This window comes from Thalassospira sp. NFXS8 (genome assembly GCF_040148805.1).
Lineage (GTDB): Bacteria > Pseudomonadota > Alphaproteobacteria > Rhodospirillales > Thalassospiraceae > Thalassospira.
Genome location: NZ_JAGEMF010000002.1, coordinates 1,546,859 through 1,569,762, shown reverse-complemented (window position 1 = coordinate 1,569,762; position 22,904 = coordinate 1,546,859). Strand labels below are relative to the sequence as shown.

The following is a 22,904-nucleotide window of genomic DNA, read 5'->3' as shown; positions in this document are numbered from 1 at the left end:
TATTTTGCCAATCGTATCCCGCCACCCCGGCGCAACCGGCAAAGAAGCTATCTGATGAATGATCGATCCGGCACCGAAATAGCAAGCATACCGCCAACGGCCAGCAACAGCCCGGCCTGCCCCGACGATACCATTATCGCGCCAACACCTGCTGCGCCCGTTTTGGTGCGTGATGCAACCGTTTTTGATATTCCGGCAATTACTGCAATTTACCGGCAGGCGGTTTTGGAAGGCACAGCCTCGTTCGAAGAAATCGCCCCGGACGAAAACGAACTTGCCAAACGCCAGCAAGCGCTAATCGCGGGTGGCTTTCCCTATCTGGTTGCGATTGAGGAAACCACCGGTGATTTATGTGGCTATGCCTATGCCGGGCCATATCGCCCCCGCACAGCCTATCGCCATACGGTAGAAGATTCGATTTATGTCGCCCCCGCCCATCAGGGCAAAGGCATTGGCAGCCTTTTAATCACCAGCCTGATCGAACAGTGCGATGCCGGGCCATGGCGGCAAATGGTCGCCGCGATTGGCGACAGCCAGAATTATGGTTCTATCGCCCTTCACCGCAAACACGGGTTTCAACCCAGCGGCACATTTTACAATGTGGGTTATAAATTTGGCCGCTGGTTAGATTCCGTTTTAATGCAGCGCCCGTTAAAATCAACCACACCCGTAATCCCCGCACCCCAGAAACCTGCAGCCCTTTCTGCCGCTGGCCCCGCCAATGCCCCCTGCCCCACATCTTCGCCCACACACGCAAAATGATCAGCGCAGGTCTGGTGATCCGGCTTGGCATTGCGCAATTGATCAGTTGGGGAACGGCCTATTACCTGATTGGAAATTTTGGTAGCCGACTTGCACAACAGCACGGCTGGAGTGACACCATTATTTATGGCGGTTTTTCGCTGTCGTTGCTGGTGATGGGGGCCGTCTCGCCGCTCTGTGGCAAACTGATTGACCTCCACGGTGGGCGCCTGGTGATGGCGGCCGGGTCGCTTTTTCATGTGGCAGGCTGCATAACCCTTGCCTTTGCCGGTAACCTTGGCTTCTATTTTCTGGCGTGGGTTATACTGGGCATTGCCATGCGACTTACATTATATGACGCTGCATTTGCGACATTGGCCCGCATCGGTGGCATTGCCGCGCGGCGTAGCATGGGGCAAATCACGCTATTTGGCGGATTGGCCTCCACCGTATTCTGGCCGCTGGGACATTATATTGACGTTCAGTTTGGCCTGACCATTGCCCTTTTAAGCTATGCCGGGTTTGCACTGCTAACCTTTCCGCTACATTTATCCCTGCCATCGGGCACGGGAAACAATACGGCAAAGGGTCACGTCTCCCCAATATCGCATCACACTCAAACGGCCCAACCAGATGAAAAGCGCCATCACACTCCCCTTGCACCTGCGGGCATCCCGGTCCTGACAAAACATCAACAACTGGTGTGCGGCGTGCTATATGCCACAATCATGTCGCTGATGAATATTATCAACGCAGCAATGTCAGCCCACATGATTGCCCTTCTGGCGGGGCTGGGGCTGATTGGTGCGCAAGCAATTAACATCGCCAGTTTGCGCGGGTTCGGGCAACTGGCATCACGACTGGCCGATACCCTGTTTGGACATCACATCAGCCCGGCTGTGGTTACCGTCTGCGCGTCGTTATTGCTGGTTCTGTCATTCATCGTTGGGTTGGCTGCGGGCATTTCGCTGTGGCCTGCCGCAGTTTTTGCGTTGTCTTTCGGGGCCGCCAACGGGGTACTGACCATCACACGGGGAACATTGCCCTTGGTGATTTTTGATAGCAGCCACTATGGCAAACAGGTGGGCACGCTCTTATTACCGGGCTTTGTTTTATCAGCATTGGCACCGTCGCTGTTTGCAATGGCCATAAACCGGTTTGGCGCATCGCCGGCTATGATCATTTTGATCACCCTGTCAGGCGGCGCGTTTCTAGCATCGCTGATATTGTATTTATATATCACCCGTCATAAAAAAACCGCCCGCCCCTAAACGGGTAGCGGACGGTCAAGGGTATTCGGGCCCAACAAGGGTGTGCAGGTGGGACAGGCCCGAACGGGACCATGAATTGCCCGGCATAAAACCGGGGCCAGCAAGGCATAAGCAGAACCGCATACACGATATTGCCAAACATGACAGCAACCTGCCTGACCGGGGAAATCACCCCTTAAAAACTCCCGGTCCGGTCTTGGCCTTCCTGCTGTAAACAGGCAGATAACGATGGTTAACTTGCCCCGTCACGGGCATAGCCGATATCACGCAGGGCATCGGTAATTTCAGGCAAAATACCCGGGTCATCTATTGTGGCCGGTGTTTTATAAGCCTCGCCATCGGCTATCGAACGCATGGTCCGGCGCAAAATTTTGCCCGACCGGGTTTTGGGCAAGCGGTCCACGATTGTTGCCTGTTTAAAAGCGGCAACCGGGCCAATCTGGTCGCGAACCATGGCAATCACCTCGGCGATAATGTCGCTATCGGCGCGGTTGACCCCGGCCTTTAACACCATAAAGCCCAACGGCACCTGGCCTTTAAGATCATCATGCACACCAATAACTGCACATTCGGCAACGTCCTGATGGCCCGATAAAACTTCTTCCATCGCCCCGGTCGATAAACGGTGCCCTGCGACATTGATAATGTCATCGGTACGCGACATGACATAAATATAGCCATCTTCATCAATAAAACCGGCATCACCAGTGGCGTAATAACCGGGATATTCCGCCAGGTAGGATGAAACAAACCGGTCGTCATTTTGCCACAGGGTTGGCAGGGTTCCTGGTGGTAACGGCAATTTCGCAACCAGGGCACCAATTTTGCCCTTTGGCAATTCCCGGCCACCTTCATCAACGACCTGCACTTCCCAACCGCAAACCGCCACCGTGGGCGAGCCATATTTGATTGGCAATAATTCAATCCCGCGCGGATTGGCACAAATCGGCCAGCCGGTTTCGGTTTGCCACCAGTGATCAATCACTGGTACGTGCAAATGCCGTTCTGCCCATTGCAATGTATCGGGGTCCGACCGTTCACCTGCCAGATACAGCGCATCGAAACACGAAAGATCATAATTTTTCAAAAGTTCGGCATTGGGGTCATCGCGCTTGATGGCACGAAACGCTGTTGGGGCGGTAAACAACGCCTTTACCCCATGTTGCGAAATCACCCGCCAATACGCCCCGGCATCGGGGGTTCCCACCGGTTTGCCTTCATACATAACGGTGGTGCAACCCGCCAGAAGCGGCCCGTAAACAATATAGGAATGCCCTACAACCCAGCCAACATCGGATGCAGCCCAGAAAACATCGCCTGCCGAAACGCCGTAAATGTTTTTCATCGACCAGTGCAAAGCCACCATGTGGCCGCCATTATCACGCACAACCCCTTTGGGCTGCCCGGTGGTGCCCGATGTATATAAAACATAAAGCGGGTCGGTTGCGGCCACCGACACACAATTTGCCGGGGTGGCTTTGGCGCATTCATCCTGCCAGTCAAAATCGCGCCCGGCAGTCATTTCCGCCTGGGCCTGGGGCCGCTGCCACACAAAAACAGCATCGGGTTTGTGGGTTGCCTGTTCAATTGCGCGGTCCAGCAGCGGTTTATAGGCAATCACACGGCTGCCCTCGATCCCGCAACTGGCCGACAGCATCATTTTCGGTTTGGCGTCATTAATGCGGGTTGCCAGTTCGTGCGCGGCAAAACCGCCAAACACCACTGAATGGATCGCCCCGATCCGCGCACAGGCCAGCATCGCCATCGCCGCCTGCGGGATCATGGGCATATACAAAATAACCAGATCACCCTTGCCCACACCGTGCGCCTGCATGGCACCAGCCAACAGCGCCACCTCATCGCGCAATTCACGATAGGTATAGTGGCTTACAGTATCGGTAACCGGGCTATCATATATCAGGGCATTCTCGTCGCCCCGGCCATCATCAATATGGCGATCCAGCGCGTTAAAACAGGTATTGATAATGCCCCCGCCAAACCAGCGGGCGGCAGGTTTGGCTGTTACATCAACAACCTGATCCCATTTTTTATCCCACGACAGGGCATTGGCGGCCTCGGCCCAAAAGGCATCGCGATCGGTAATTGAATGGGCGTAAACATCCTGATAGCAACCCGGCATTAGTATTGTTCCTCCCGCTTGGCGGTCATTTTGACCATTTTTTCATGACCGGTTTTTCTGCCTCCTGATACAAAGACAATACCGGTTTCGTGATGGCCCGTTAATTCCGCATTATAATACCTATTTACGGATAAAACATCCCTTAGACATTGGTCGATTCCGATCAGGGTAATCTGGAATGATGCAAAGGTGCCAAACGCACAAAGGCGGGATGGGGGAATAACTGGGCTGAGCCAATTTAAAAACGCCGGGCCACGGCACCTAAAATCCGCGGAGCATTGTAAAATGGCAGCTGATTTTTTAGCCGGCAATTCATCGGCTAAACATAGTTGCCGCCTCACGGCGTGGGCACAAACCGGAGGCGGCGAAAAGTAAAAGGGGTCGTTCTTTACATCGGCAGAGGGCACCCTGGCTGGTTCAAACCTGTGCCCGGTCCACCGGGAACTGCATCATCCTTTGTCAGTGAGTGATCCGGTTAATCTCGTCTTTGATTTCAAGCTTGCGCCGTTTGATACTTGAGATTCGCGATAAATCAGGGGACGGTCGACACTGCTCCGTATGGAGTTCATGTTCGAGCGTGGCATGTTTGGCAGTAAGAGCTTCGATATGGGATTGAACGCTCATTCGCCTACTCCTCATTCCTGATATTGCCCACAACAAAATGGTAGTAATTCTGTAACGTGATTGCCAGCCTTTCCGCGCACAAATCGTTCAATTTTTATGCCCTCGCCCTAACAACCTGTCGCAAAACTGCCAATAATTGGCGGTGTTTCAGGGGGTTCAGCCTTTTTAGCCTAAACAGAATTTTTTGAAATTATCTAAAAACACACCGCCACCCTGTCGCGGTCCGGTTTTGCTCTCCACCCCACAAAATACATCGGCACATCACGGAAAAATGCGGGAAAATCAAAGCCATCACTCAAATGAAACATCACTGTCCGATTGGCTACGTTAAAGTCTATAATCTGCTTCACACCCTTATTTTCAAGGCAAAGAAGGACAATGACACCATACTAATCCACCCAAAAGTATCGAGTCGCATTTTTACCGAACCGACAAGGCCAACCGCATCACTGGTATTCCCCTCATCGTAACCTCAAACAAACGGCCAATATCACAATGATCAATGAAAGAGGATTGATCCCCCCAGTTTACATCGCGCATTGGCATCATTTCCCGGTCAATGCAGTACAGATGCAACAAACACCGGAAACCCTGCATTTCCCTGCTTAAATACCTAACGCCTGGCAGGGACAAAGCCGCGTAATTATCACTTTTTAAAAATCTTTAAAAAAGTTATAGACGACTGGTCTAATCGCCGCTATATCTGCGGTTATGAAAACCGACACGAAAAGCACCGACATTCGCGACAAGATCCTCGACACCGCCCAGACAATCATGAGCGGCAAAGGCTTCTCTGCAGTCGGATTAAACGAAATCCTTGCGGCCGCAAGTGTCCCCAAAGGCTCCTTCTATCACTATTTCCAGTCGAAGGATGCATTTGGCGAAGCCATGCTGCAACGCTATTTCGATCGCTACCTGAAAGGTATGGACGAACTGTTCGGCCAACCAGGTTTAACCGGCGCGAAGCGGCTGATGCTATATTGGCAAAACTGGCTAACGTCACAAACGACATGCGATCCGCAAAGCAAATGTCTGGTTGTGAAACTTGCTGCCGAAGTCGCCGACCTGTCCGAAGCCATGCGGGTTGTTTTGTTACATGGCACGGGCAAAATTATCAGCCGACTGGCTGGAATAATTGCCGAAGGCATTAAAGATGGGTCCCTTGCCATAAACGCAGATCCGGGACCCTTGGCCCAGGCCCTGTATCAGTCGTGGCTGGGGGCCAGCGTAATGGCGAAAATCACAAAGGATGACAGCCCGTTAAAAGCCGCGATGGCGACAACACAACTGCAGTTACGACAAGACACTTTGTAAAAGCACGGCCCCCGCCACCCTGTCAGAGGGTCGCATAACTTTTCTTTGTTATTTACCACCATGCTAGACGACCGGTCTATTTTAAGACCCTTAATCCGCCCCTGAAAAAAGCCGTTTCGGGCCGCTTCCAATCCCCGAAAACCCGGGATCATTCGCAGGACAACGGCAGAACCATTGCTCTGCACAGTTTACAACCCCAGAAAGGGAACAAAAATATGAAAGTCCTCATGGTATTGACTTCGCATGACACACTGGGAAACACCGGCAAAAAAACCGGCTTCTGGATCGAGGAACTTGCCGCCCCTTATTATGTTTTCAAAAATGCGGGGGCTGAAATTACCCTGGCTTCACCCAAAGGAGGCCGCCCGCCGCTGGATCCCAAAAGCAACGAGCCTGACTTTCAAACCGATGACACCCGCCGTTTTGAAGCAGACGCCACCGCCATGGCGACCCTTGGCAACACTGTAAAGCTGGCCGATGTGTCACACGATGATTATGACATCGTTTTCTACCCCGGTGGCCACGGCCCCCTGTGGGACCTGACCGAAGACCGTAATTCTGTTGCCCTGCTTGAAAGTGCCTATGCTGCGGGCAAAGTCGTAGCACTTGTCTGCCATGCCCCTGGCGTTCTGCGCGATGTCAAGGCACCCGACGGTACCCCGCTTGTTGCAGGCAAAAAAGTAACCGGCTTTACCAATTCCGAAGAAGCAGGTGTTGGCCTGACCGATGTTGTGCCTTATCTGGTCGAAGACGTGCTGAAGGAAAAGGGTGGCCTTTATTCTGCTGGCGATGACTGGGGTATTTATGTTGTTGCAGAAGGCAAACTGATCACGGGGCAAAACCCGGCATCGTCAAAGGAAACAGCTATTCTGGCCCTTGCCACCCTGGCACAGAACCCAAAATAACGGGCTCTGCGGCCCTGATCGTCGAGCAAACAACCGCCCCGGCAGAACTTGCACTTTACCGGCCAAACGCTCCCCCTTAGTCCCGTTTACACCATTATCCTTCAAGCCGGGGTGGCAGCTTGCCAATCAGGAAACGCAGGGCTTCATTACATTCATCCTGGGTCAAATCAAACCGGGACGGCGACAGATAGGCGCGAAGGGGGGCCGTCCTGTCCTGATTGGCTTCTATGGTTTCAACCGCAGCACATAGCAGTTCCTGCTCCAGCCGTTCAGCAACAAGTTCGTCTTTTTTGAGCTGTTCGCGCAGGGCCTGCACCCCGACCGATGGATCGTCGCGCAAATAGCGCCGTGTCGTTCGAAGCGGCGAAATCACATTGTCGCGCCAGGCCCGCACCGCATCTTCCAGGGCCGAAATACTATGGGGAGCCTTGTCTTGCAGGCCCAACCAGGCCAAAAACAGCAACAAATTAACATCCAGCCCACATTTTTCCTGTAATGACAGGCACATAGGGGCAATTCCCGGCCGCCCGTAAAAGGCGACCGTAAACTTCCATAACCCTTTCGCGTCCATTTTGCTCGGCCCTGTTCTGGCTGCCACGTTTATATCGGGCAAACCGGTTTTTTTGATATTTTGATATTTTGATATTACGGTAAATTTGGTTTATTTACCGTAATATCCTATCATTACTTTACACGGTTTTCGCGGCTCTTTTCGTTTTGGGCGGCGTTCCCATATAGGCTCCCAGGCCAATGGCCGTTGAAACCATTGTTTCCCCGGTATCAACCAGACGCGGCCCTGTAATAACATCGGCCATCGGTACATCCACCACCCGGCGCTGTTGCCACGCCACCACACGGTCAAATTTACCCTGGGCAATCAGGTCGACAGCATGAACACCAAAGGTTGATGCAACCAGCCGGTCCCGCGGTGATGGTGTGCCCCCCCGTTGCAAATGGCCCAATACCGTTACACGCGTTTCCCACCCGGTCCTGTCGCCAAGTTTTTCGGCCAGCCAATGGCCAACCCCGCCATACCGTGCCTTTTGCCCGTCATGCCCGGAAACCACAGCTTCGCCCTGATCGGTTTTAATGGCTTCGGCAACAATCACCAGGGCATGGTTACGGCCGCGCTTGCGAATGTTTAAGCAATGCCGGGCCAAATCTTCCAAATCATAATCCATCTCCGGTATCAAAATGGCGTCGGCACCTCCGGCTATCCCGGCAAACAGGGCAATATGCCCCGCATCGCGGCCCATAACCTCCAAAATCATGATCCGTTCGTGCGAGGCGGCTGTTGGTTGCAGCCGGTCCAATGCATCCACCGCCACATTGACCGCAGTGGTAAAGCCCACCGAATATTCGGTATGGGCCAGATCATTGTCGATGGTTTTTGGAATCCCAACCAGGTTAATCCCGCCTTTTTGCGCCAGTTCGCGCAAAATTGCCATACTGCCATCCCCGCCAATCCCGATAAGCGCATCCAGACCAAGGGCCTCATATCCGGCAATTACTTCGTCGGAACGATCAGAAAAACTGCCGTCCGGCATCGGGTAATGAAACGGATTACCCTTGTTAATTGTCCCCAAAATGGTGCCACCCAGCCGCAACATACCATCGTTATTTACATAATCGTTAAGTGGCATCACCGCAGGCGGGCGCTGCAACAAGCCATGTGTCCCCTGGCGGATCCCCACAACATCCCAGCCATATCCCAGCACAGCGCGGCGCACCACGGCCAGAATTACCGCATTCAACCCCGCGCAATCACCACCACTGGTTAAAATTCCGATCCGCATCAAACATCTCCCGTTGCTGTTTTCCATCGCTTTTACCGGGCGCACGATGGAGGCCGCACATTATTCGTGTGGGTTCACGCCCGCTTTCTGATAGTATTACAGGCAGTTCGCGTTGATAAATAAGCTGGATCAAAAATGGACGAAATCAATCAGATCGAGATTGAAAAAAAATTGGCTACTCTGCGCGAGGAACACCGCGACCTGGATGTCGCCATTACCGAAATGGCGAGCAATCCGCGCCATGACCAGTTGCGTCTGGTTCGGTTAAAAAAACGGAAATTGGCGTTAAAGGACGAGATCCGATATGCCGAGTCGCAAATTCTGCCCGACATCATTGCCTGATCTGCGCGCGCAAAACCACACTGCCAGGTGCTGTTCCGGCCGGTTTTACGAATAAAACTGTGTAACTGGCTTATGTTCCGTTTTGGCAATATCCGCGATATTGCCCAGCTGTGCGCAAATGCTTCCCTGCACCACACCCGGGCCGCCAGTGTAAAAACATGCCACACGCGCACTCGCCACAGGAACTCAAATCACCGGCTGACGGGTATATTTCAACCGTGCGTTCGCTTTATTCGGGCAGGTGATTGCCGGAAAACTGTGCCATCGACCACCGCAATTCCCGGTCTACCCCGCCCATAACAGTGGTTACGCTCTCGCCCGGGCCAATTTGATAGACCCCGAACACCAAACGATAATCCACCAGTTGCCCGTCCCAGAAATATGAGGCGCGCTGCAATTGTTCGCCAATTGCCTGTGACCGGCGCCATCCCTCGGCGGCGTCAACGTTATACAGCAGGGCGGCAAAATCGTTGCACCCCAGATACCCCAACTGATGCGGCGGTTGAATATAAACGGTTAAAAACTCGGCCAGCTGGGCGATCATCGCATCTTTGCACGATTGACCATAGGTTTTGGAAAGATTTTCCAGATCGGCAATTTCGCATAACAGCAAGCAACGCGGTGAAACCGGCGGTGGCGAAACCGAAATTTCATTTTCCAGAATCTGCATAAAGGAGGGTCGCGACAACAGGCCGGTAAACGGGTCCTGCGAAGATCGCCGGGCAAGTTCCTGCTGGTGCTTTTGCACCGTTTCAAGTTGCGTTACCAGCGTATCAACCCGTGTCATTAACCGCGACAACGCGCGTTCAACGGCAGGTGTAATCTGTTCTGATGGAATCCCTAAAAGATTGGCCGGGTCCATTGGGGTTCGGCCTGCATTGTTGCCTTGCCCGCCACCCGACGATGAACCGTCACTGCCCGAACCACCCTTGTTGCCATCGCGGCCATCAAGGCTGTCACTCAACGAATAGCTTTCTTCGCGGCCACCCGGGGTGGCACGGCCATATGCCTGCGTCGCATGGACTGCCTGTTGTGCGGCGGGGTTCCGTCCCTCGGAACCGGCCCCAAAGGATGACGATGCCATCCTTGCCTCGGTGACTTTCATGTCGGGTTCTCGCGCTACCTGCGTTTTGGAATGGCCTGCATGGCACTCTTCCACACTGCATCTTATAACATCTTACGGTAGAAATCCATTACAGACATACTATACTGATAGATATTCAACCCTTGGGAGGGTGGACTGACATTTCGGCAAAAATAAGGACATATCGCATAAACCAGCACCCATTGAGCAATTTTGCCGGTTTTGCGCAATTTTGGCCTCTTATTCACGGTGTCATGCTTGCATGGCGTTACGACCTCCCTATAATGCGGGCCTTCGCAAATTACGTCATACAAACGGAGCCCCATCATGAGCGACCCCCGCCCGGCAATCGGCATTATCATGGGCAGCCAGTCCGACTGGGAAACCATGAAAAATGCCGCCGATATTCTTGATACGCTGGGGGTCGCCTATGAAACGAAAATCGTTTCGGCTCATCGCACCCCGGACCGTCTGGTTGAGTATGCCAAAACGGCAAAATCCCGTGGTTTGAAAGTGATCATTGCCGGCGCAGGCGGGGCCGCACATTTGCCCGGCATGGCTGCCGCCATGACGCCACTTCCCGTTCTGGGCGTTCCGGTGCAAAGCCGCGCGCTTAAGGGGTTGGACAGCCTGCTATCGATTGTGCAAATGCCAGGTGGTGTGCCGGTGGGCACATTGGCAATTGGGGCAGCAGGGGCAAAAAATGCCGGTCTTATGGCTGCGGGCATCATGGCCCTGATGGATGATGCCCTGGCAAACCGTCTGGATGCCTGGCGTCAAAGCCAGACTGATGCGGTTGCCGAGGAACCGGTTGATCCCGCAATCTGACCTTGCATTATGGCGCATCGGGTGATGCGCCTTTTTTGCATGTATTCCTTTTTGCAGCTGACATTATATATTGCCATCGCGCACGAACCGTTATCATGTGCATAAATCAATTGGCCGATCCGCAAATAACCCGTTCGCGCCCGCCTTTCCGATCCGAGGATTTCATGACCCCTGATTTTGACAAACGCATTATCGCCCCCGGCGGCACCATTGGCATTATGGGCAACGGGCAACTGGGCCGCATGGCGGCCCTTTGTGCTGCCGAACTGGGATACCGCGTGCATGTCTTTGGCCCCGGAAAAGACAGCCCGACGCAGCAGGTGTGCGACAAGGCAACCGTTGCCGACTATACCGATTTCACAGCACTTAAAGACTTTGCCAACAGCGTTGACGTCGTGACATTTGAATTTGAAAATGTCCCTTACGATGCCGTCAAATTGTTGTCGGGCATGGTGCCGGTGCGCCCGGGGTGGCAATGCCTGCATATTTCACAAAACCGTTTGCGCGAAAAAACCTTCTGCAACGAACATGGCGTTGGCACAGCCCCATTTGCCGCCGTCCGTTCCCTGGCTGACCTTGAAGCCGCAGTTGAAAAACTGGGTCGCCCATCGGTCTTAAAAACCACGGAAATGGGCTATGACGGCAAAGGTCAGGTAAAAATCACCGACGACACCAACCTTGCGTCTGCCTGGGTCGACATGAATGGCAGCGAAGCCATTCTCGAAGGTTTTGTCGATTTTGAACGGGAATTATCGGTCATCGTCGCCCGTGGCATTGATGGCAAAATGGCCTGTTTTTGCCCGGTAGAAAACCGCCATGCCAACCACATCCTTGATGTCACAATTGCCCCGGCACAAATCCGCGCGTCCCTGCGCGCAGAAGCCGAAAAAATTGCCAAAACACTGGCCGAAAAAATGGAATTTATCGGCCTTCTGGCCGTTGAAATGTTCGTGACCCGCGATGGCAAACTGCTGGTCAACGAAGTGGCCCCGCGCCCGCATAATTCCGGCCACTGGACGATTGATGCCTGTGTTACCAGCCAGTTTGAACAGTTCATCCGTGCGGTATGCGGCCTGCCACTGGGCGACCCGGCCAACCATTCCGACGCGGAAATGAAAAATTTGCTGGGCGACGACATTGATGCCTGGCAGGCAATTTTGTCCGACCCGGATGCCAAACTGCACCTATATGGCAAGGCCGAGGCCAAACCGGGCCGTAAAATGGGCCATGTCACCTGGCTACGCCCGGCAAAAACTGCAAAATAAAGCAACCCGCGTTACCGGGCGGCACGATCCTCGCCAAAGACAATACCCCGTCGCCCCGTTACCCGGGTTGCGGGGTATTTTTATAACCATAAACATCCCGCCCAAATAACCCGGCAACCTGCATCGGGCCATCATCCCCTACCCCGTTTTATCCAGCCCCCACTGCCAATGGCGGTTTTGCAGCATTTGGCAACACTGCGATACTTGGCCTGCTCCCTTAAAACCGGCACATCGGCGAACATTTCCAGGGCGGCATAATCTGCCTGCCAAAACTGGCATTGCTTTTGCTGATATCCTGGCAGGTCATATGTGAGGCAACGGACGATGCAAAAACTTTTCTCCACGCTGGCAATCCTGATGGCGATCCTGCTTGCCCCCGGCATTGGCGGGGTCGCACGGGCAAGTTCATTTAATCCGGGCGCAGCGGGTTTCCCCACTGTCCTTCGCGGGGACCAGCTTTTGTTTGGCGCCATGGCAGTCGATTTGTTTGGCATTCGCGCGCCGCAACCCGGCACGGTTTGCAGGGCAGATAACATCTCGTTTCAATGTGGTGATGCCGCCGCCCAGGCCGTACGCCGAATTGTCCAGGATTACGCCGTTTCGTGCGAAAAAGTATCCGACAGCCAGCTTTTCCCGATGCTGACCGAATGCCATATCGGCCAAAGCGACCTGAACCGCCTGATTTTACGCGCCGGATGGGCAATGGTTGATATGAATGTGTGCGACACCTATGCCCGTTGCAAAACCTATATCGCCGATCAGAATTTTGCCCGCGACAACCACAAAGGCATGTGGATGGGCACCCCGCCCGCATCGCTGATTGCTGCAACCAAAAAATCCGAGACCGTTACCAGGCCCGGTGCAAAAGCTGCCATTCGCAACGCCATTTTTAATGTCGACCTTGCCGCCGAAATGAAAGCCCAACAGGAACCGGACCGGACCCTGATCAGTTTTTTAATGCCCTGAGCGGCGCGAACGAACAAACGCCCTGCATCCTGAGCGCGACCTAAAACAAAACCCCGTTCCCGGGTAAATCGGGAACGGGGTTTTGTTTATCGGGTTAAAACCGACCTGGCCAGACAGGCGGCCCGCAAACCAAACTTACCGCACGCCGCCAAACTGGCGGGCGATGCGGCCCGGTGTAGGAACGCAGGATGCTATTTTACGGCCCAAACGCAACCCGGTGCCGGCAACCTTGCCTGCCTTGCCCAGGCTCGCCTTAACCTTGGGAATCATCATGACATTGCCAATCCGGCGGTCCATAAATTCCCAGGTTGCCTGATGTCCGTCCGATGTATCGTCCAGCCAGTACATCAGGGTTGATCCATAAACCCCGGCCAACAGCCCACGTTTTGTGTACCAGTTATGGTCAGTCGATGTATCGCCTGCCGCCTGCCACATCAAATCAACTGTTTTGGCCGTCATACGCAGGCTTTTGGGCAGGTTTTGCGGCAGGGACAAATGTGCAACAGCGGCACGCACCGCATCCTTATGCGCTTCGGCCAAATCCAGCCGTACCCGAATGGCAGCACCGATACGCTGGCGAATTTTCATCGATTTGATATCCATCGCCGCCAGCCGGTCCATCATGTCACGATCGGTCAATGCCACATAATGTTCAATCACCTGGCCAACACCTCCGGGGAACAGGCGGTCCACTTCCATAGGTGACCAGCCCAAATCCTCGGCAGCGGTGCGCAAGGTTACCTTGCTCCAGCCATCAAAGGCCACATGCTCTAGGGCGGCACGCACCAGATCATCACGCTGCCGGGCAATACGGGCGAAACTTTCCTCAACCGACATATTATTTCTCCTGTTGCACATCGTCTGGGTCGCGCCCGGTTGCATCTGCTTTATCAGACGAAACATCGGGCGGGTCGCGGCGCAATTCTTCGGTAAATCCCATCAGGGTCATGTCTTCCATACGTTCAGGATACATGACTCCGATCAAATGATCATATTCATGCTGAACCACACGGGCATGGAAACCACTGGCGGTCTTTTCCACCCGGTCGCCATTTTCATCAATGCCGCGATAGCGGATTTTGCGCCAGCGCGGCACATAGCCCTGAAAACCGGGAATCGACAGGCACCCTTCCCAACCGCCAACTTTTTCATCGTCATCCACCGGTTCAATTTCGGGGTTGATCAATACGGTTAACGGAACTTCGCTTTCGTCGTCATCGTCGCTCGCACGACTGGGCGGTACAAAAAATATCATCACCGCCAACGAATGAAACACCTGCGGGGCTGCCAGTCCAACACCGCCAGCATCCTTCAGGGTTTCAATCATATCGGCAATTAAGCGAATGATTTCAGGGTCGTTCGGGTTTTCAACCCGGCTTGCAACCTTGCGCAAAACCGGGTGGCCCATCCGGGCAATTTTTAATATCGACATGGGCTTATTATCCGGTCAAACCATGTTTGCTGCCAAGAACAATCTTATATTAAAGCTTCGGAACATTTTCCAACCAACGTCAGGCGCGATATCTAACGCTGCCCTCTTTCCTTTTTATCCGGTTTGGACTATATAACCGCCACGGCCATGTTGGCCGCTTTAGCATCCGGTTGGCAAATCTGCCTTCCGGCTTATTGTGTATTATTGAAAGGAGCGTGGTTTCCGTGCAGGTAATCGTTCGCGACAACAATGTCGATCAGGCTCTGAAGGCGCTTAAGAAAAAGATGCAGCGCGAGGGCATTTTTCGTGAGATGAAACTTCGTCGTCACTTTGAAAAGCCGTCGGAGAAGAAAGCTCGCGAAGGGGCGGAAGCAGTCCGTCGTTCTCGCAAGCTGGAGCGCAAGCGCATCGAGCGCGAAGGCTTCTAGTCTTTTTCACTTTCGGGGTTCCTCGAACGTGACTGTACGGTCGGTTTTGCTTAATCAGTTTTGATTTTTCAAAATCGGACCCGTGCCGAAACCCGCCGTGGCGCAAGCCTGGCGGGTTTTGTGTTTTTATACCTTATACCTCTAATTTCAGATCAGGCTGCTTTGCAGATCGAGTTGCCGCCATCAGCCAGCATGGCGGTTCCGGTGACAAAACTCGACGCATCGGATGCCAGGAACAGGGCGGCTTTTGCAATTTCTTCCGGCTCGGCAATCCGGCCAAGTGCATGAAACTTTTCCACCATTGCCCGTGCTTCCGGATCATTGGCATAGCTTGCGGCCATCGGGGTATCCGTTCCGCCGGGCAGCAACGCATTCACCCGCACATTGGCCCCGCCATATTCCACCGCCAGACATTGCGCCATGCCGATAAGCCCCATTTTGCTGGCGGCATAGGCCGTCATACCCGGCAGTCCGATGGTATACCCGACAAAGGTGGACGTAAAAATAACCGATCCGCCACCACGCCTGGCTATTTCGGGCATCTGATGCTTCGCCCCAAACATCGCCGAGGTCAGGTTGGTGCGCAGTGTCTGGTTCCAGTCGTCTTGTTCAATATCGACCAGCGCCCCGGGCGATCCCAACGTCCCGGCATTGTTAAATCCGACATCAAGCCCGCCATATTCCCCAATGGCCGCATTGACCAGCGCCTTGGCGAAAGCCTCGTCACAGACATCGCCGGCAAGGGCAAAGGCCTCGCCGCCCGCAGCGGTAATTTCACTTACAACGGCATCAAGCCGATCAACATTACGCGCACCAAGAACAAGCTTCGCCCCCTGGGCAGCAAATAGCTTGGCCGATGCCGCGCCGATCCCGGAATTGGCCCCGGTGATAATCACAACCTTGTCTTGAAGTAACATAATCTTTCCCATCCATCCGGCACCGACCCGAAGGTATGCGGTGCAATTAACGATGGTGGAAAGGTATGCCAGGCCCCGAAAATCTACTCGCCAGTTTCGGACGCGGCGTTTTAATCGTATTCAATTCCCTGAAACCCGGCCCTGTATTTGAACTGGCACGGGGGGTTTGTTTTTTAAAACCCGAACCACCGGGCCAAGACACCATTGCATCAAAATGCTGAAACGCTATCTTCTTTCTCATAGCTGACATGCCTGATCACAGGAGTATGACGTGCCGTCCCACCTCCCGACACGGATTTTACCAAACACTGGCAAATCTCACCTTTTGCGCCCCCTGCTGGGCATAGCATTGGTGATGACACTGGTATTGTGCGTACCGGACAATACCGCCCTGGCGCAAAGTGCATCCCCACAGGCAGCGCCAGCGGCAAAGACGTCAACATCCGATGCAACATCCACATCCGGGCCCCCGTCAGACACAACAGGCAGCGACAAAACCGGCAATGCCAGCACGGCAAAGGACGCTGCACCCGCACCCGTGCCACATTGTGACAGCGATCATATGTCGCTATGCGAAGATACCAATGAACTGATCTGGTCAAAGGGCTTTGCCGACCGTGTTGGTGCCTTTGTCGGCCCGGGCACATCAAGCTGGCTTGCCAATAATGCCAGCCGGATTGACCAGATGATCCAGGTCTTGAGCGGCCCGCCGCAGATCCGGCAAAAAATCGGCGATGATTTATGGCTTTATGGGGCCTGCCGTGCCCATAGCTGCCCGGAAAAGGGCGCTGTGATTGTGACTGGCAAAGGCAAAATCACCGCAACGGCCATTTTGCATTTTGCCTGCACCACCACCTGTCAAGATGACTATACCCTGTCCATCATCGGCAACGACGGCGACAAATCCCTGTCAGATGAAATCGAAAACTGGGCGAAAACCACCCTTGCCGATGACGCAAAAGCTTATAAAAAGGCTAACCCGCCTAAAATCGCCAAAATAGAGCATCTCGGCGCGAATGGCACACCGTCACCGCAAACTTCCGATACAACACCCCTGGCTTCACAACCAGCCTCCGCCGCAACGGCTCCGGCAACAGCAACGACCAAAGCCCCGGCCAAGTAGCAGACCGAACCGGCCTACCCGGTTTATGGTAATTTTTGATCGCCCAGTAACCAGTGAAACAAATGCCCAATCCCACCCGCATTACCTTGCATTGCGTCAGTGGGCTTTTCGCGCACCAAAAGGCCAAATTGCGAACGATAAACCGTATAAGTGGTACTGGTGGAAATATCAGTATAGGTCGAGCTGCCATATTGCGCGTCAATCAGAAAATTCCACGGCAACAACCACGTTCCAACCGACCCGCTATATTTTGATGCCAGGTCATAGGCCCGATGTGGCCCGGCATTTTGCTGTTCAATATCGGCGTAACGCCCTTCCAGCCGCTCCAGCCGATAACGCGCATCCATGCCTATAATATTGGCCCATGGCTTTAATTTCACAAATTGCGCATCGACGCGCCATTGATCGCCATAAATTATGTATTTGCGCGGAATATCCTCGCCCGGCAGCCGCAAATAGGCGTTAAACTCTTCGCGCCCGGTCTGCTCGAACGTCACCTCCGCCACCGGCATTTCATCGGTCAGGCGGGTATATGTCAGCACAATCCCGGCAATGGATAACGCAAGTGCCAACGACAACAGCACAATGGCAAACAAGGAAACCCTGACCACACGAAGTTTCAAACGACATCCACCGTATCAGCCATAAAAACCTGCATCAGTGTCGCCCAGTCTGTTTTTACAGACAAGCCCGAATGAGCCCCGCACCAAAACCACATAACTGCGTAAAACCGCCCCGATTTCGCAAAATTCTCCTTTCCTGTTTCCTGATCGTCTTTAGACGCCTTATAAGTTATTTATAATTTATCGCATTCTCACGCGGACAGTACCGGCCTAATAATCAGGAGACATGGCGTTGAACTTTGAAACATGGCTGGCATTCACCACTGCTTGCATCGTCTTAACGCTAATCCCCGGCCCCAGTGTTTTGCTTGTTATCGGGCAATCGCTCACACGGGGGAAAGCGGCCGCCATGATGTGCATTCTGGGCGATGTTATCGGCAGCATAGTGCTTATGGGCCTGTCCTTTGCCGGTGTAGGTGCCATCCTTGCGGCTTCGGCCCTTCTGTTTCAGGTCGTAAAATGGGTTGGGGTACTTTATCTCGCATGGCTGGGATACAGGCAAATCGCCGAAGCCCGCCAAACCCCGGCAGAAGATGAAAACATCACCACACCGGGCCAAGCCCATTCTGCCTGGCGCAGTTTTTGGGCGGGCACCATTACCGCCATTCTGAACCCCAAAGCCATCATCTTTTACATGGCATTTCTTGCCCAGTTCATTAATCCGCAGGCAGATTTAACAGCACAACTGGCTATTCTGACCCTGACATCCAGCATGGTCGTCGTTGTTCTTTTAACATGTTATGCGCTGGTTGCCGCCCGCGCCCGCCAGGTGTTTCAAAGCCCTGTTGCCAGAAAGCGCATGGGATATACTGGCGGCACCTTTATGATTGGCGGCAGCGTTTTAATGGCCACAACCCGGTAAACTTTGCAGTCAGCAAAGGACTACATCAATTTCAACCCTGAACGCAAACCACGTTCCGCTCTGTCGTGCCGTTCACACACCCCGGGTTACGGCAAAACCGTCAAATGTGGCGCGGGTGATCTGGAAATAACGGCACAGCTCATCGCGTTCGCGGGCCGGGGCATAATGCCACCGGTCATCCGCCTGTGACATGCCCCAACACCGCATCACACCAAAGGACGCTTCGTTTTCAAGCTGCGCCCCCGCCTCGATCACATCAACATCCAGCATTTCAAAAGCAGCGCCAAGCACAACAGGCCCCATTTCGCGCAAATACCCTTTGCCCTGTGCGTCCATCCCCAGCCAGTACCCGGCTCCGCTTTTTTTGGGGTCATCCGCGTCGCGAAAGATGCTGACACAGCCAACAATCGCACCTGTATCTCGCTCCTCGACAGCCAAAGGCAACATTTTGCCTGCCCGGGCGGCTTCGCGCTCGCGTAAAATACGCGCACGGGCCTTATCCATGGTAAATGGAAGCGACCACGATGCCAGCCATCGCGAAATTTCCGGCACCATCAACGCCGACACCATCCCGGCATCTTCCAATTGCATACAGCGCAGTTTCAATCGCGGTGTTTCAAAGATGCAATCGCGAAAATCGGCCATAATCGTTTTCCAATGCTTCCTGCAACCAGCCTGCAACCACGGCGTTAAAAGGCATAAAAGGTCGCCACCTCATTTAATAAAAAATCCCGATGCAAGGCGAGGGTTTTATCAACGCAAAAAGGGCAGCCCGAAAGACTGCCCTTTGCTTTGCGAACCGAAAGTTCACTCATTCATCAAGCTGATTGACGATTTCCTCGCACATTTTTTTGGCGTCACCAAACAGCATCATGGTGTTGTCCTTAAAGAACAGCTCGTTCTGAATACCGGCATAGCCCGCCGACATGCTGCGTTTGATAAACAGCACCGTTTTGGCTTTTTCCACATCCAGCACCGGCATGCCAAAAATGGGCGATGACGGGTCGGTTTTGGCGGCCGGGTTGGTAATGTCGTTTGCACCGATGACAAAGGCCACATCGGCGGTGCCAAAATCGCGGTTGATTTCGTCCATCTCAACAACATCATCATAGGGCACACCGGCCTCGGCCAGCAGAACGTTCATGTGGCCTGGCATTCGTCCGGCAACCGGGTGAATGGCATAACGCACCTTCACACCTTCGGCCTTAAGAAGATCGGCCATTTCGCGCAGCGCATGCTGGGCCTGCGCCACAGCCATGCCATAACCCGGCACGATGATGACGCTGGAGGCGTTTTTCATAATGAAAGACGCATCATCGGACGAGCCCGATTTTACCGGCCTGTCGGCATCGCCACCGGCGGCCGCGGCACCGCCTGCTTCAACCCCGAAACCACCGAGAATAACGTTAAAGATCGAACGGTTCATGCCCTTGCACATGATGTAGGACAGGATCGCACCCGATGCGCCGACCAGTGCACCGGTAATGATCAGTGCGTTATTTTGCAAGGTAAAGCCAATGCCGCACGCCGCCCAGCCCGAATAGGAATTGAGCATCGAAACCACCACCGGCATATCGGCCCCGCCAATGGGAATGATCAGCGTAATCCCCAAAACCAGCGCCAGAACAACCGCCAACCAAAAGGCCGTATGGCTTTCGGTAGTCACAAAGATGATGCCAACCACGATAATGGCAATGCCAATACCAAGGTTCAGCAAATGCTGACCACTAAACTGCACCGGGGTGCCCGATACAAGGCCTTGCAACTTGCCAAAGGCCACCAGTGACCCGGTAAAGGTAATGGCCCCAATGGCAACACCCAGGCCCATTTCAATCAGGCTGGCGGGGTGAATTTCGCCCACCGTGCCAATGCCATAGGCCTCGGGCGAATAAAGTGCCGCCCCGGCCACAAACACAGCGGCCAACCCGACAAGCGAGTGAAACGCCGCCACCAGTTGTGGCAGGGCCGTCATTTTGATTTTAAGGGCGATAATGGTGCCAATCGACCCGCCAATCAGAATGCCAACAATGATGGTGGTGTAAGATAAAACCTCTGGCGAGGCCAGAGTGGTGAAGATCGCAATTGCCATACCGACCATGCCCAGCATATTGCCGGTACGGGCGGAATCAGGCGATGACAGGCCGCGCAAGGACAGAATGAAGCAGACCGAGGCGACCAGATACAGGAAAGCCGACAGGTTTTCCGACATGATGTTTCCCCTTCCCTACTTCTTTTTCTTGAACATCTGCAACATGCGTTGCGCGACGATGAAACCGCCAAAGATATTGATCGATGCCAATACCACGGCAACAAACCCCATAACCTTGGAGATGTTCATATCCACCGGGCCAGACGCCAGAAGCGCGCCGACAATAATCACCGATGAAATGGCATTGGTCACCGCCATCAGCGGCGAATGCAGGGCGGGTGTTACTTTCCACACCACGTAATAGCCAACAAAGCAGGCCAATACAAAAACTGTCAGGCCCATCACCGTTGGGCTGACACCGCCAGAGGATGCCGCATGTGCGGCACCATTTGCCATGTCATGTGCGCCCGCTGCCACCTGATCGGCCAACTTGGCGGCTTTTTCGGCCAGGCCAAGGGCGGCATCGCGCATGTCGTTGGCAGACTGGGTTAAAGATTGATCAGTCATCGGAAGCCTCCCCCGACGGTTCCTGGGCACCAAATTTCGGATGAACGATTTTGCCGTCATGGGTTAACATGGTGTCGGCAATAATCTGGTCTTCGCGGTTAAATGCCAGTTCCTTTTTTTCGCTATCCACCATCAGGGTCACAAAATTCAAAAGGTTTTTGGCATACATCGCGGTGGCATCAGTCGGAACCGAACTTACAATATTGGACGGACCGATCAGTTTAACGCCGTTATCTGTGATGATGGTTTCACCCACCTTCACCCCGGCAACATTACCGCCACGTTCGGCTGCCAGATCAATAATGATCGAGCCATCCTTCATGCCCGCAACCATGTCAGCGGTAACAATTTCCGGGGCCGGACGCCCGGGAATAAGGGCTGTTGTGATGACAATATCGGTTTTCGCCAACACGTCTTTCAGCTTGGCCGCCTGCTTTTGCTTGTAAGCGTCCGACATTTCGCGGGCATAGCCCCCCGCAGTTTCGGCCGTTTCGGCTTCGTCATCCTCCACCTCGATGAAGGTACCGCCCAGTGACTGGACCTGTTCCTTTACCGCCGGACGCACGTCAAATGCCGAAACAACCGCCCCCATGCGCTTGGCCGTGGCAATTGCCTGCAAACCGGCAACACCCGCCCCCACAATAACAACACGGGTCGGGGCAAGGGTGCCTGCCGCTGTCATCATCATTGGAAAAATACGGCCAAATTCATAGGCCGCGTCAATTACGGCACGGTAACCGGCAAGGTTTGACTGCGAGGATAAAACATCCATCGACTGGGCGCGTGAAATGCGCGGCACCAGTTCCATGGCAAAGCTGGTCACGCCGGCTTCGGCCATTTTACCAATCAGTTCGGCGCGGTCATAAGGCTCGATCAGCCCGATGACGGCAGCCCCTTTTTTATAAGTCGCAAGCTCGTTGGTTTTGCCTTCGACCATCGGCGGGCGAACCTTCAGCACGATGTCGGCATCGGCCACAGCGGTCTTTGCCGTTTTGGCAATGGTTGCTCCGGCATCGGCGTAACGATCATCCGCAATCGACGCATTTTCGCCTGCACCGGTTTCGATCACCACCTCGAATCCCAATCCCGTAAATTTCTTAACGGTATCGGGCGTGATGGCAACGCGTTTTTCACCGGGCCATATTTCCTTTGGAACGGCCAGCTTCATCGCGTCGTACCTCCTTCCCTATTTGAACAATCCTGTCTGGTATGTCAGTCATTCGTTTATTGTAGCGTCCCTGTTTCCGGGACTTTGGTATTGTTTTATTAAACCCTTGTCCGGCGCCCCGGTCGTTCCTTACTTGCTAGCACTGCAACCCTGGCTGCAACGGCCCCTAGCCCATTTCCCGCGAAAGGGAAAATTCGGTTCAGGACGAAAAAAGGCGGTTCTTCTGAATTAACAGAAGAAACCGCCCACTTTCCCACCACGCTTTCCGAGGCAACAAAGCCTTGGTGACAAACCGGGTCCCACCCGCCGATGGTGCTCAGGACAAACATTCACCAGCGCCCCGCTTTGTCTGCGTTGACCGAAAGATGCGATTTTCTTCTCAAGACCTCAACAGCAAAACCATATAAAAATCACACTTA

24 protein-coding genes are annotated in these 22,904 nt (G+C 53.8%); 11 read left to right on the top strand and 13 right to left on the bottom strand.

Going from position 1 to position 22,904, the window contains the following annotated elements; genetic code table 11:
• The first annotated feature begins 54 nt into the window (after positions 1 to 54).
• Positions 55 to 762: a GNAT family N-acetyltransferase gene (locus J4E05_RS16280; RefSeq protein ID WP_349597510.1), complete on the top strand. Its 708-nt coding sequence runs from the start codon at positions 55 to 57 to the stop codon at positions 760 to 762.
• Positions 759 to 2,012 carry an MFS transporter gene (locus J4E05_RS16275; protein WP_349597508.1) on the top strand — a complete coding sequence of 418 codons (1,254 nt, stop codon included), beginning with the start codon at positions 759 to 761 and terminating at the stop codon, positions 2,010 to 2,012. Before J4E05_RS16280 ends, J4E05_RS16275 begins: the two co-directional genes overlap by 4 nt.
• Positions 2,013 to 2,244: 232 nt before the next feature.
• Here the strand turns inward: J4E05_RS16275 and J4E05_RS16270 are convergent, their stop codons facing one another.
• Together J4E05_RS16270 and J4E05_RS16265 are read right to left on the bottom strand one after the other, a co-directional pair.
• Positions 2,245 to 4,152, bottom strand: a complete 1,908-nt coding sequence (locus J4E05_RS16270) for a propionyl-CoA synthetase (protein WP_349597506.1) — start codon at positions 4,150 to 4,152, stop codon at positions 2,245 to 2,247.
• A gap of 459 nt (positions 4,153 to 4,611) precedes the next feature.
• On the bottom strand, positions 4,612 to 4,776 hold the full coding sequence (locus J4E05_RS16265; protein ID WP_085591706.1) for a YdcH family protein: 165 nt from the start codon (positions 4,774 to 4,776) through the stop codon (positions 4,612 to 4,614).
• Positions 4,777 to 5,487: 711 nt separating this feature from the next.
• On the opposite strand from J4E05_RS16265, the gene J4E05_RS16260 reads away from it, so the two are divergent.
• Together J4E05_RS16260 and J4E05_RS16255 are read left to right on the top strand one after the other, a co-directional pair.
• Entirely contained in the window at positions 5,488 to 6,090 is a 603-nt protein-coding gene (locus J4E05_RS16260; RefSeq protein ID WP_349597503.1) for a TetR/AcrR family transcriptional regulator, read from the top strand.
• 227 nt (positions 6,091 to 6,317) lie between these two features.
• Positions 6,318 to 6,995 (top strand): type 1 glutamine amidotransferase domain-containing protein, encoded by a 678-nt coding sequence (locus tag J4E05_RS16255; RefSeq protein WP_503012342.1) that lies wholly within the window; start codon positions 6,318 to 6,320, stop codon positions 6,993 to 6,995.
• Positions 6,996 to 7,089: 94 nt separating this feature from the next.
• Here J4E05_RS16255 and J4E05_RS16250 read toward each other — a convergent pair whose 3' ends face one another.
• Complete coding sequence (locus tag J4E05_RS16250; protein WP_085591699.1) at positions 7,090 to 7,566, bottom strand: TIGR02444 family protein; 477 nt, start codon at positions 7,564 to 7,566, stop codon at positions 7,090 to 7,092.
• A gap of 118 nt (positions 7,567 to 7,684) precedes the next feature.
• On the bottom strand, positions 7,685 to 8,791 hold the full coding sequence (locus tag J4E05_RS16245; protein WP_349597499.1) for an ATP-dependent 6-phosphofructokinase: 1,107 nt from the start codon (positions 8,789 to 8,791) through the stop codon (positions 7,685 to 7,687).
• A gap of 135 nt (positions 8,792 to 8,926) precedes the next feature.
• Here J4E05_RS16245 and J4E05_RS16240 point away from each other — a divergent pair, with 135 nt between their 5' ends.
• Positions 8,927 to 9,133, top strand: coding sequence for a YdcH family protein (locus J4E05_RS16240; RefSeq protein ID WP_085591695.1), 207 nt, complete (start codon positions 8,927 to 8,929; stop codon positions 9,131 to 9,133).
• A gap of 229 nt (positions 9,134 to 9,362) precedes the next feature.
• Here the strand turns inward: J4E05_RS16240 and J4E05_RS16235 are convergent, their stop codons facing one another.
• On the bottom strand, positions 9,363 to 10,238 hold the full coding sequence (locus J4E05_RS16235; protein ID WP_085591693.1) for a GGDEF domain-containing protein: 876 nt from the start codon (positions 10,236 to 10,238) through the stop codon (positions 9,363 to 9,365).
• Positions 10,239 to 10,544: 306 nt separating this feature from the next.
• Here J4E05_RS16235 and purE point away from each other — a divergent pair, with 306 nt between their 5' ends.
• From purE to J4E05_RS16220, 3 genes are all read left to right on the top strand, one after another.
• Complete coding sequence (gene purE, locus J4E05_RS16230) at positions 10,545 to 11,045, top strand: 5-(carboxyamino)imidazole ribonucleotide mutase (protein WP_349597497.1); 501 nt, start codon at positions 10,545 to 10,547, stop codon at positions 11,043 to 11,045.
• A 164-nt stretch (positions 11,046 to 11,209) separates the two neighbouring features.
• On the top strand, positions 11,210 to 12,310 hold the full coding sequence (locus J4E05_RS16225) for a 5-(carboxyamino)imidazole ribonucleotide synthase (protein WP_085591725.1): 1,101 nt from the start codon (positions 11,210 to 11,212) through the stop codon (positions 12,308 to 12,310).
• Between the two features lie 324 nt (positions 12,311 to 12,634).
• Positions 12,635 to 13,276 carry a thermonuclease family protein gene (locus J4E05_RS16220; RefSeq protein ID WP_349597495.1) on the top strand — a complete coding sequence of 214 codons (642 nt, stop codon included), beginning with the start codon at positions 12,635 to 12,637 and terminating at the stop codon, positions 13,274 to 13,276.
• Between the two features lie 135 nt (positions 13,277 to 13,411).
• On the opposite strand, the gene J4E05_RS16215 is transcribed toward J4E05_RS16220, so the two are convergent.
• Both J4E05_RS16215 and def read right to left on the bottom strand, forming a co-directional pair.
• Entirely contained in the window at positions 13,412 to 14,113 is a 702-nt protein-coding gene (locus tag J4E05_RS16215) for a COQ9 family protein (protein WP_085591685.1), read from the bottom strand.
• A gap of 1 nt (position 14,114) precedes the next feature.
• The gene (gene def, locus J4E05_RS16210) at positions 14,115 to 14,708 is read right to left on the bottom strand and encodes a peptide deformylase (protein ID WP_349597493.1); all 594 of its coding nucleotides are present in this window, start codon (positions 14,706 to 14,708) and stop codon (positions 14,115 to 14,117) included.
• Positions 14,709 to 14,932: 224 nt separating this feature from the next.
• Between def and rpsU the strand changes: the two genes are divergently transcribed.
• Positions 14,933 to 15,136 carry a 30S ribosomal protein S21 gene (gene rpsU / locus J4E05_RS16205; RefSeq protein ID WP_007091098.1) on the top strand — a complete coding sequence of 68 codons (204 nt, stop codon included), beginning with the start codon at positions 14,933 to 14,935 and terminating at the stop codon, positions 15,134 to 15,136.
• A gap of 152 nt (positions 15,137 to 15,288) precedes the next feature.
• Here rpsU and J4E05_RS16200 read toward each other — a convergent pair whose 3' ends face one another.
• Positions 15,289 to 16,053, bottom strand: a complete 765-nt coding sequence (locus J4E05_RS16200) for an SDR family oxidoreductase (protein WP_349597490.1) — start codon at positions 16,051 to 16,053, stop codon at positions 15,289 to 15,291.
• Positions 16,054 to 16,324: 271 nt separating this feature from the next.
• Here J4E05_RS16200 and J4E05_RS16195 point away from each other — a divergent pair, with 271 nt between their 5' ends.
• The gene (locus tag J4E05_RS16195; RefSeq protein ID WP_349597488.1) at positions 16,325 to 17,176 is read left to right on the top strand and encodes a hypothetical protein; all 852 of its coding nucleotides are present in this window, start codon (positions 16,325 to 16,327) and stop codon (positions 17,174 to 17,176) included.
• 23 nt (positions 17,177 to 17,199) lie between these two features.
• Here the strand turns inward: J4E05_RS16195 and J4E05_RS16190 are convergent, their stop codons facing one another.
• Entirely contained in the window at positions 17,200 to 17,799 is a 600-nt protein-coding gene (locus J4E05_RS16190) for a hypothetical protein (protein WP_349597487.1), read from the bottom strand.
• Between the two features lie 226 nt (positions 17,800 to 18,025).
• Here J4E05_RS16190 and J4E05_RS16185 point away from each other — a divergent pair, with 226 nt between their 5' ends.
• Positions 18,026 to 18,661, top strand: a complete 636-nt coding sequence (locus tag J4E05_RS16185) for a LysE family translocator (protein WP_085591675.1) — start codon at positions 18,026 to 18,028, stop codon at positions 18,659 to 18,661.
• A 72-nt stretch (positions 18,662 to 18,733) separates the two neighbouring features.
• Here the strand turns inward: J4E05_RS16185 and J4E05_RS16180 are convergent, their stop codons facing one another.
• From J4E05_RS16180 to J4E05_RS16165, 4 genes are all read right to left on the bottom strand, one after another.
• On the bottom strand, positions 18,734 to 19,306 hold the full coding sequence (locus tag J4E05_RS16180) for a GNAT family N-acetyltransferase (RefSeq protein ID WP_349597484.1): 573 nt from the start codon (positions 19,304 to 19,306) through the stop codon (positions 18,734 to 18,736).
• A 166-nt stretch (positions 19,307 to 19,472) separates the two neighbouring features.
• Positions 19,473 to 20,870 carry an NAD(P)(+) transhydrogenase (Re/Si-specific) subunit beta gene (locus J4E05_RS16175; RefSeq protein WP_349597482.1) on the bottom strand — a complete coding sequence of 466 codons (1,398 nt, stop codon included), beginning with the start codon at positions 20,868 to 20,870 and terminating at the stop codon, positions 19,473 to 19,475.
• Between the two features lie 15 nt (positions 20,871 to 20,885).
• Complete coding sequence (locus tag J4E05_RS16170) at positions 20,886 to 21,317, bottom strand: NAD(P) transhydrogenase subunit alpha part 2 (RefSeq protein WP_085591670.1); 432 nt, start codon at positions 21,315 to 21,317, stop codon at positions 20,886 to 20,888.
• Complete coding sequence (locus J4E05_RS16165) at positions 21,310 to 22,485, bottom strand: Re/Si-specific NAD(P)(+) transhydrogenase subunit alpha (protein ID WP_349597480.1); 1,176 nt, start codon at positions 22,483 to 22,485, stop codon at positions 21,310 to 21,312. The genes J4E05_RS16170 and J4E05_RS16165 overlap by 8 nt, the downstream gene beginning before the upstream one ends.
• Positions 22,486 to 22,904: the final 419 nt, after the last annotated feature.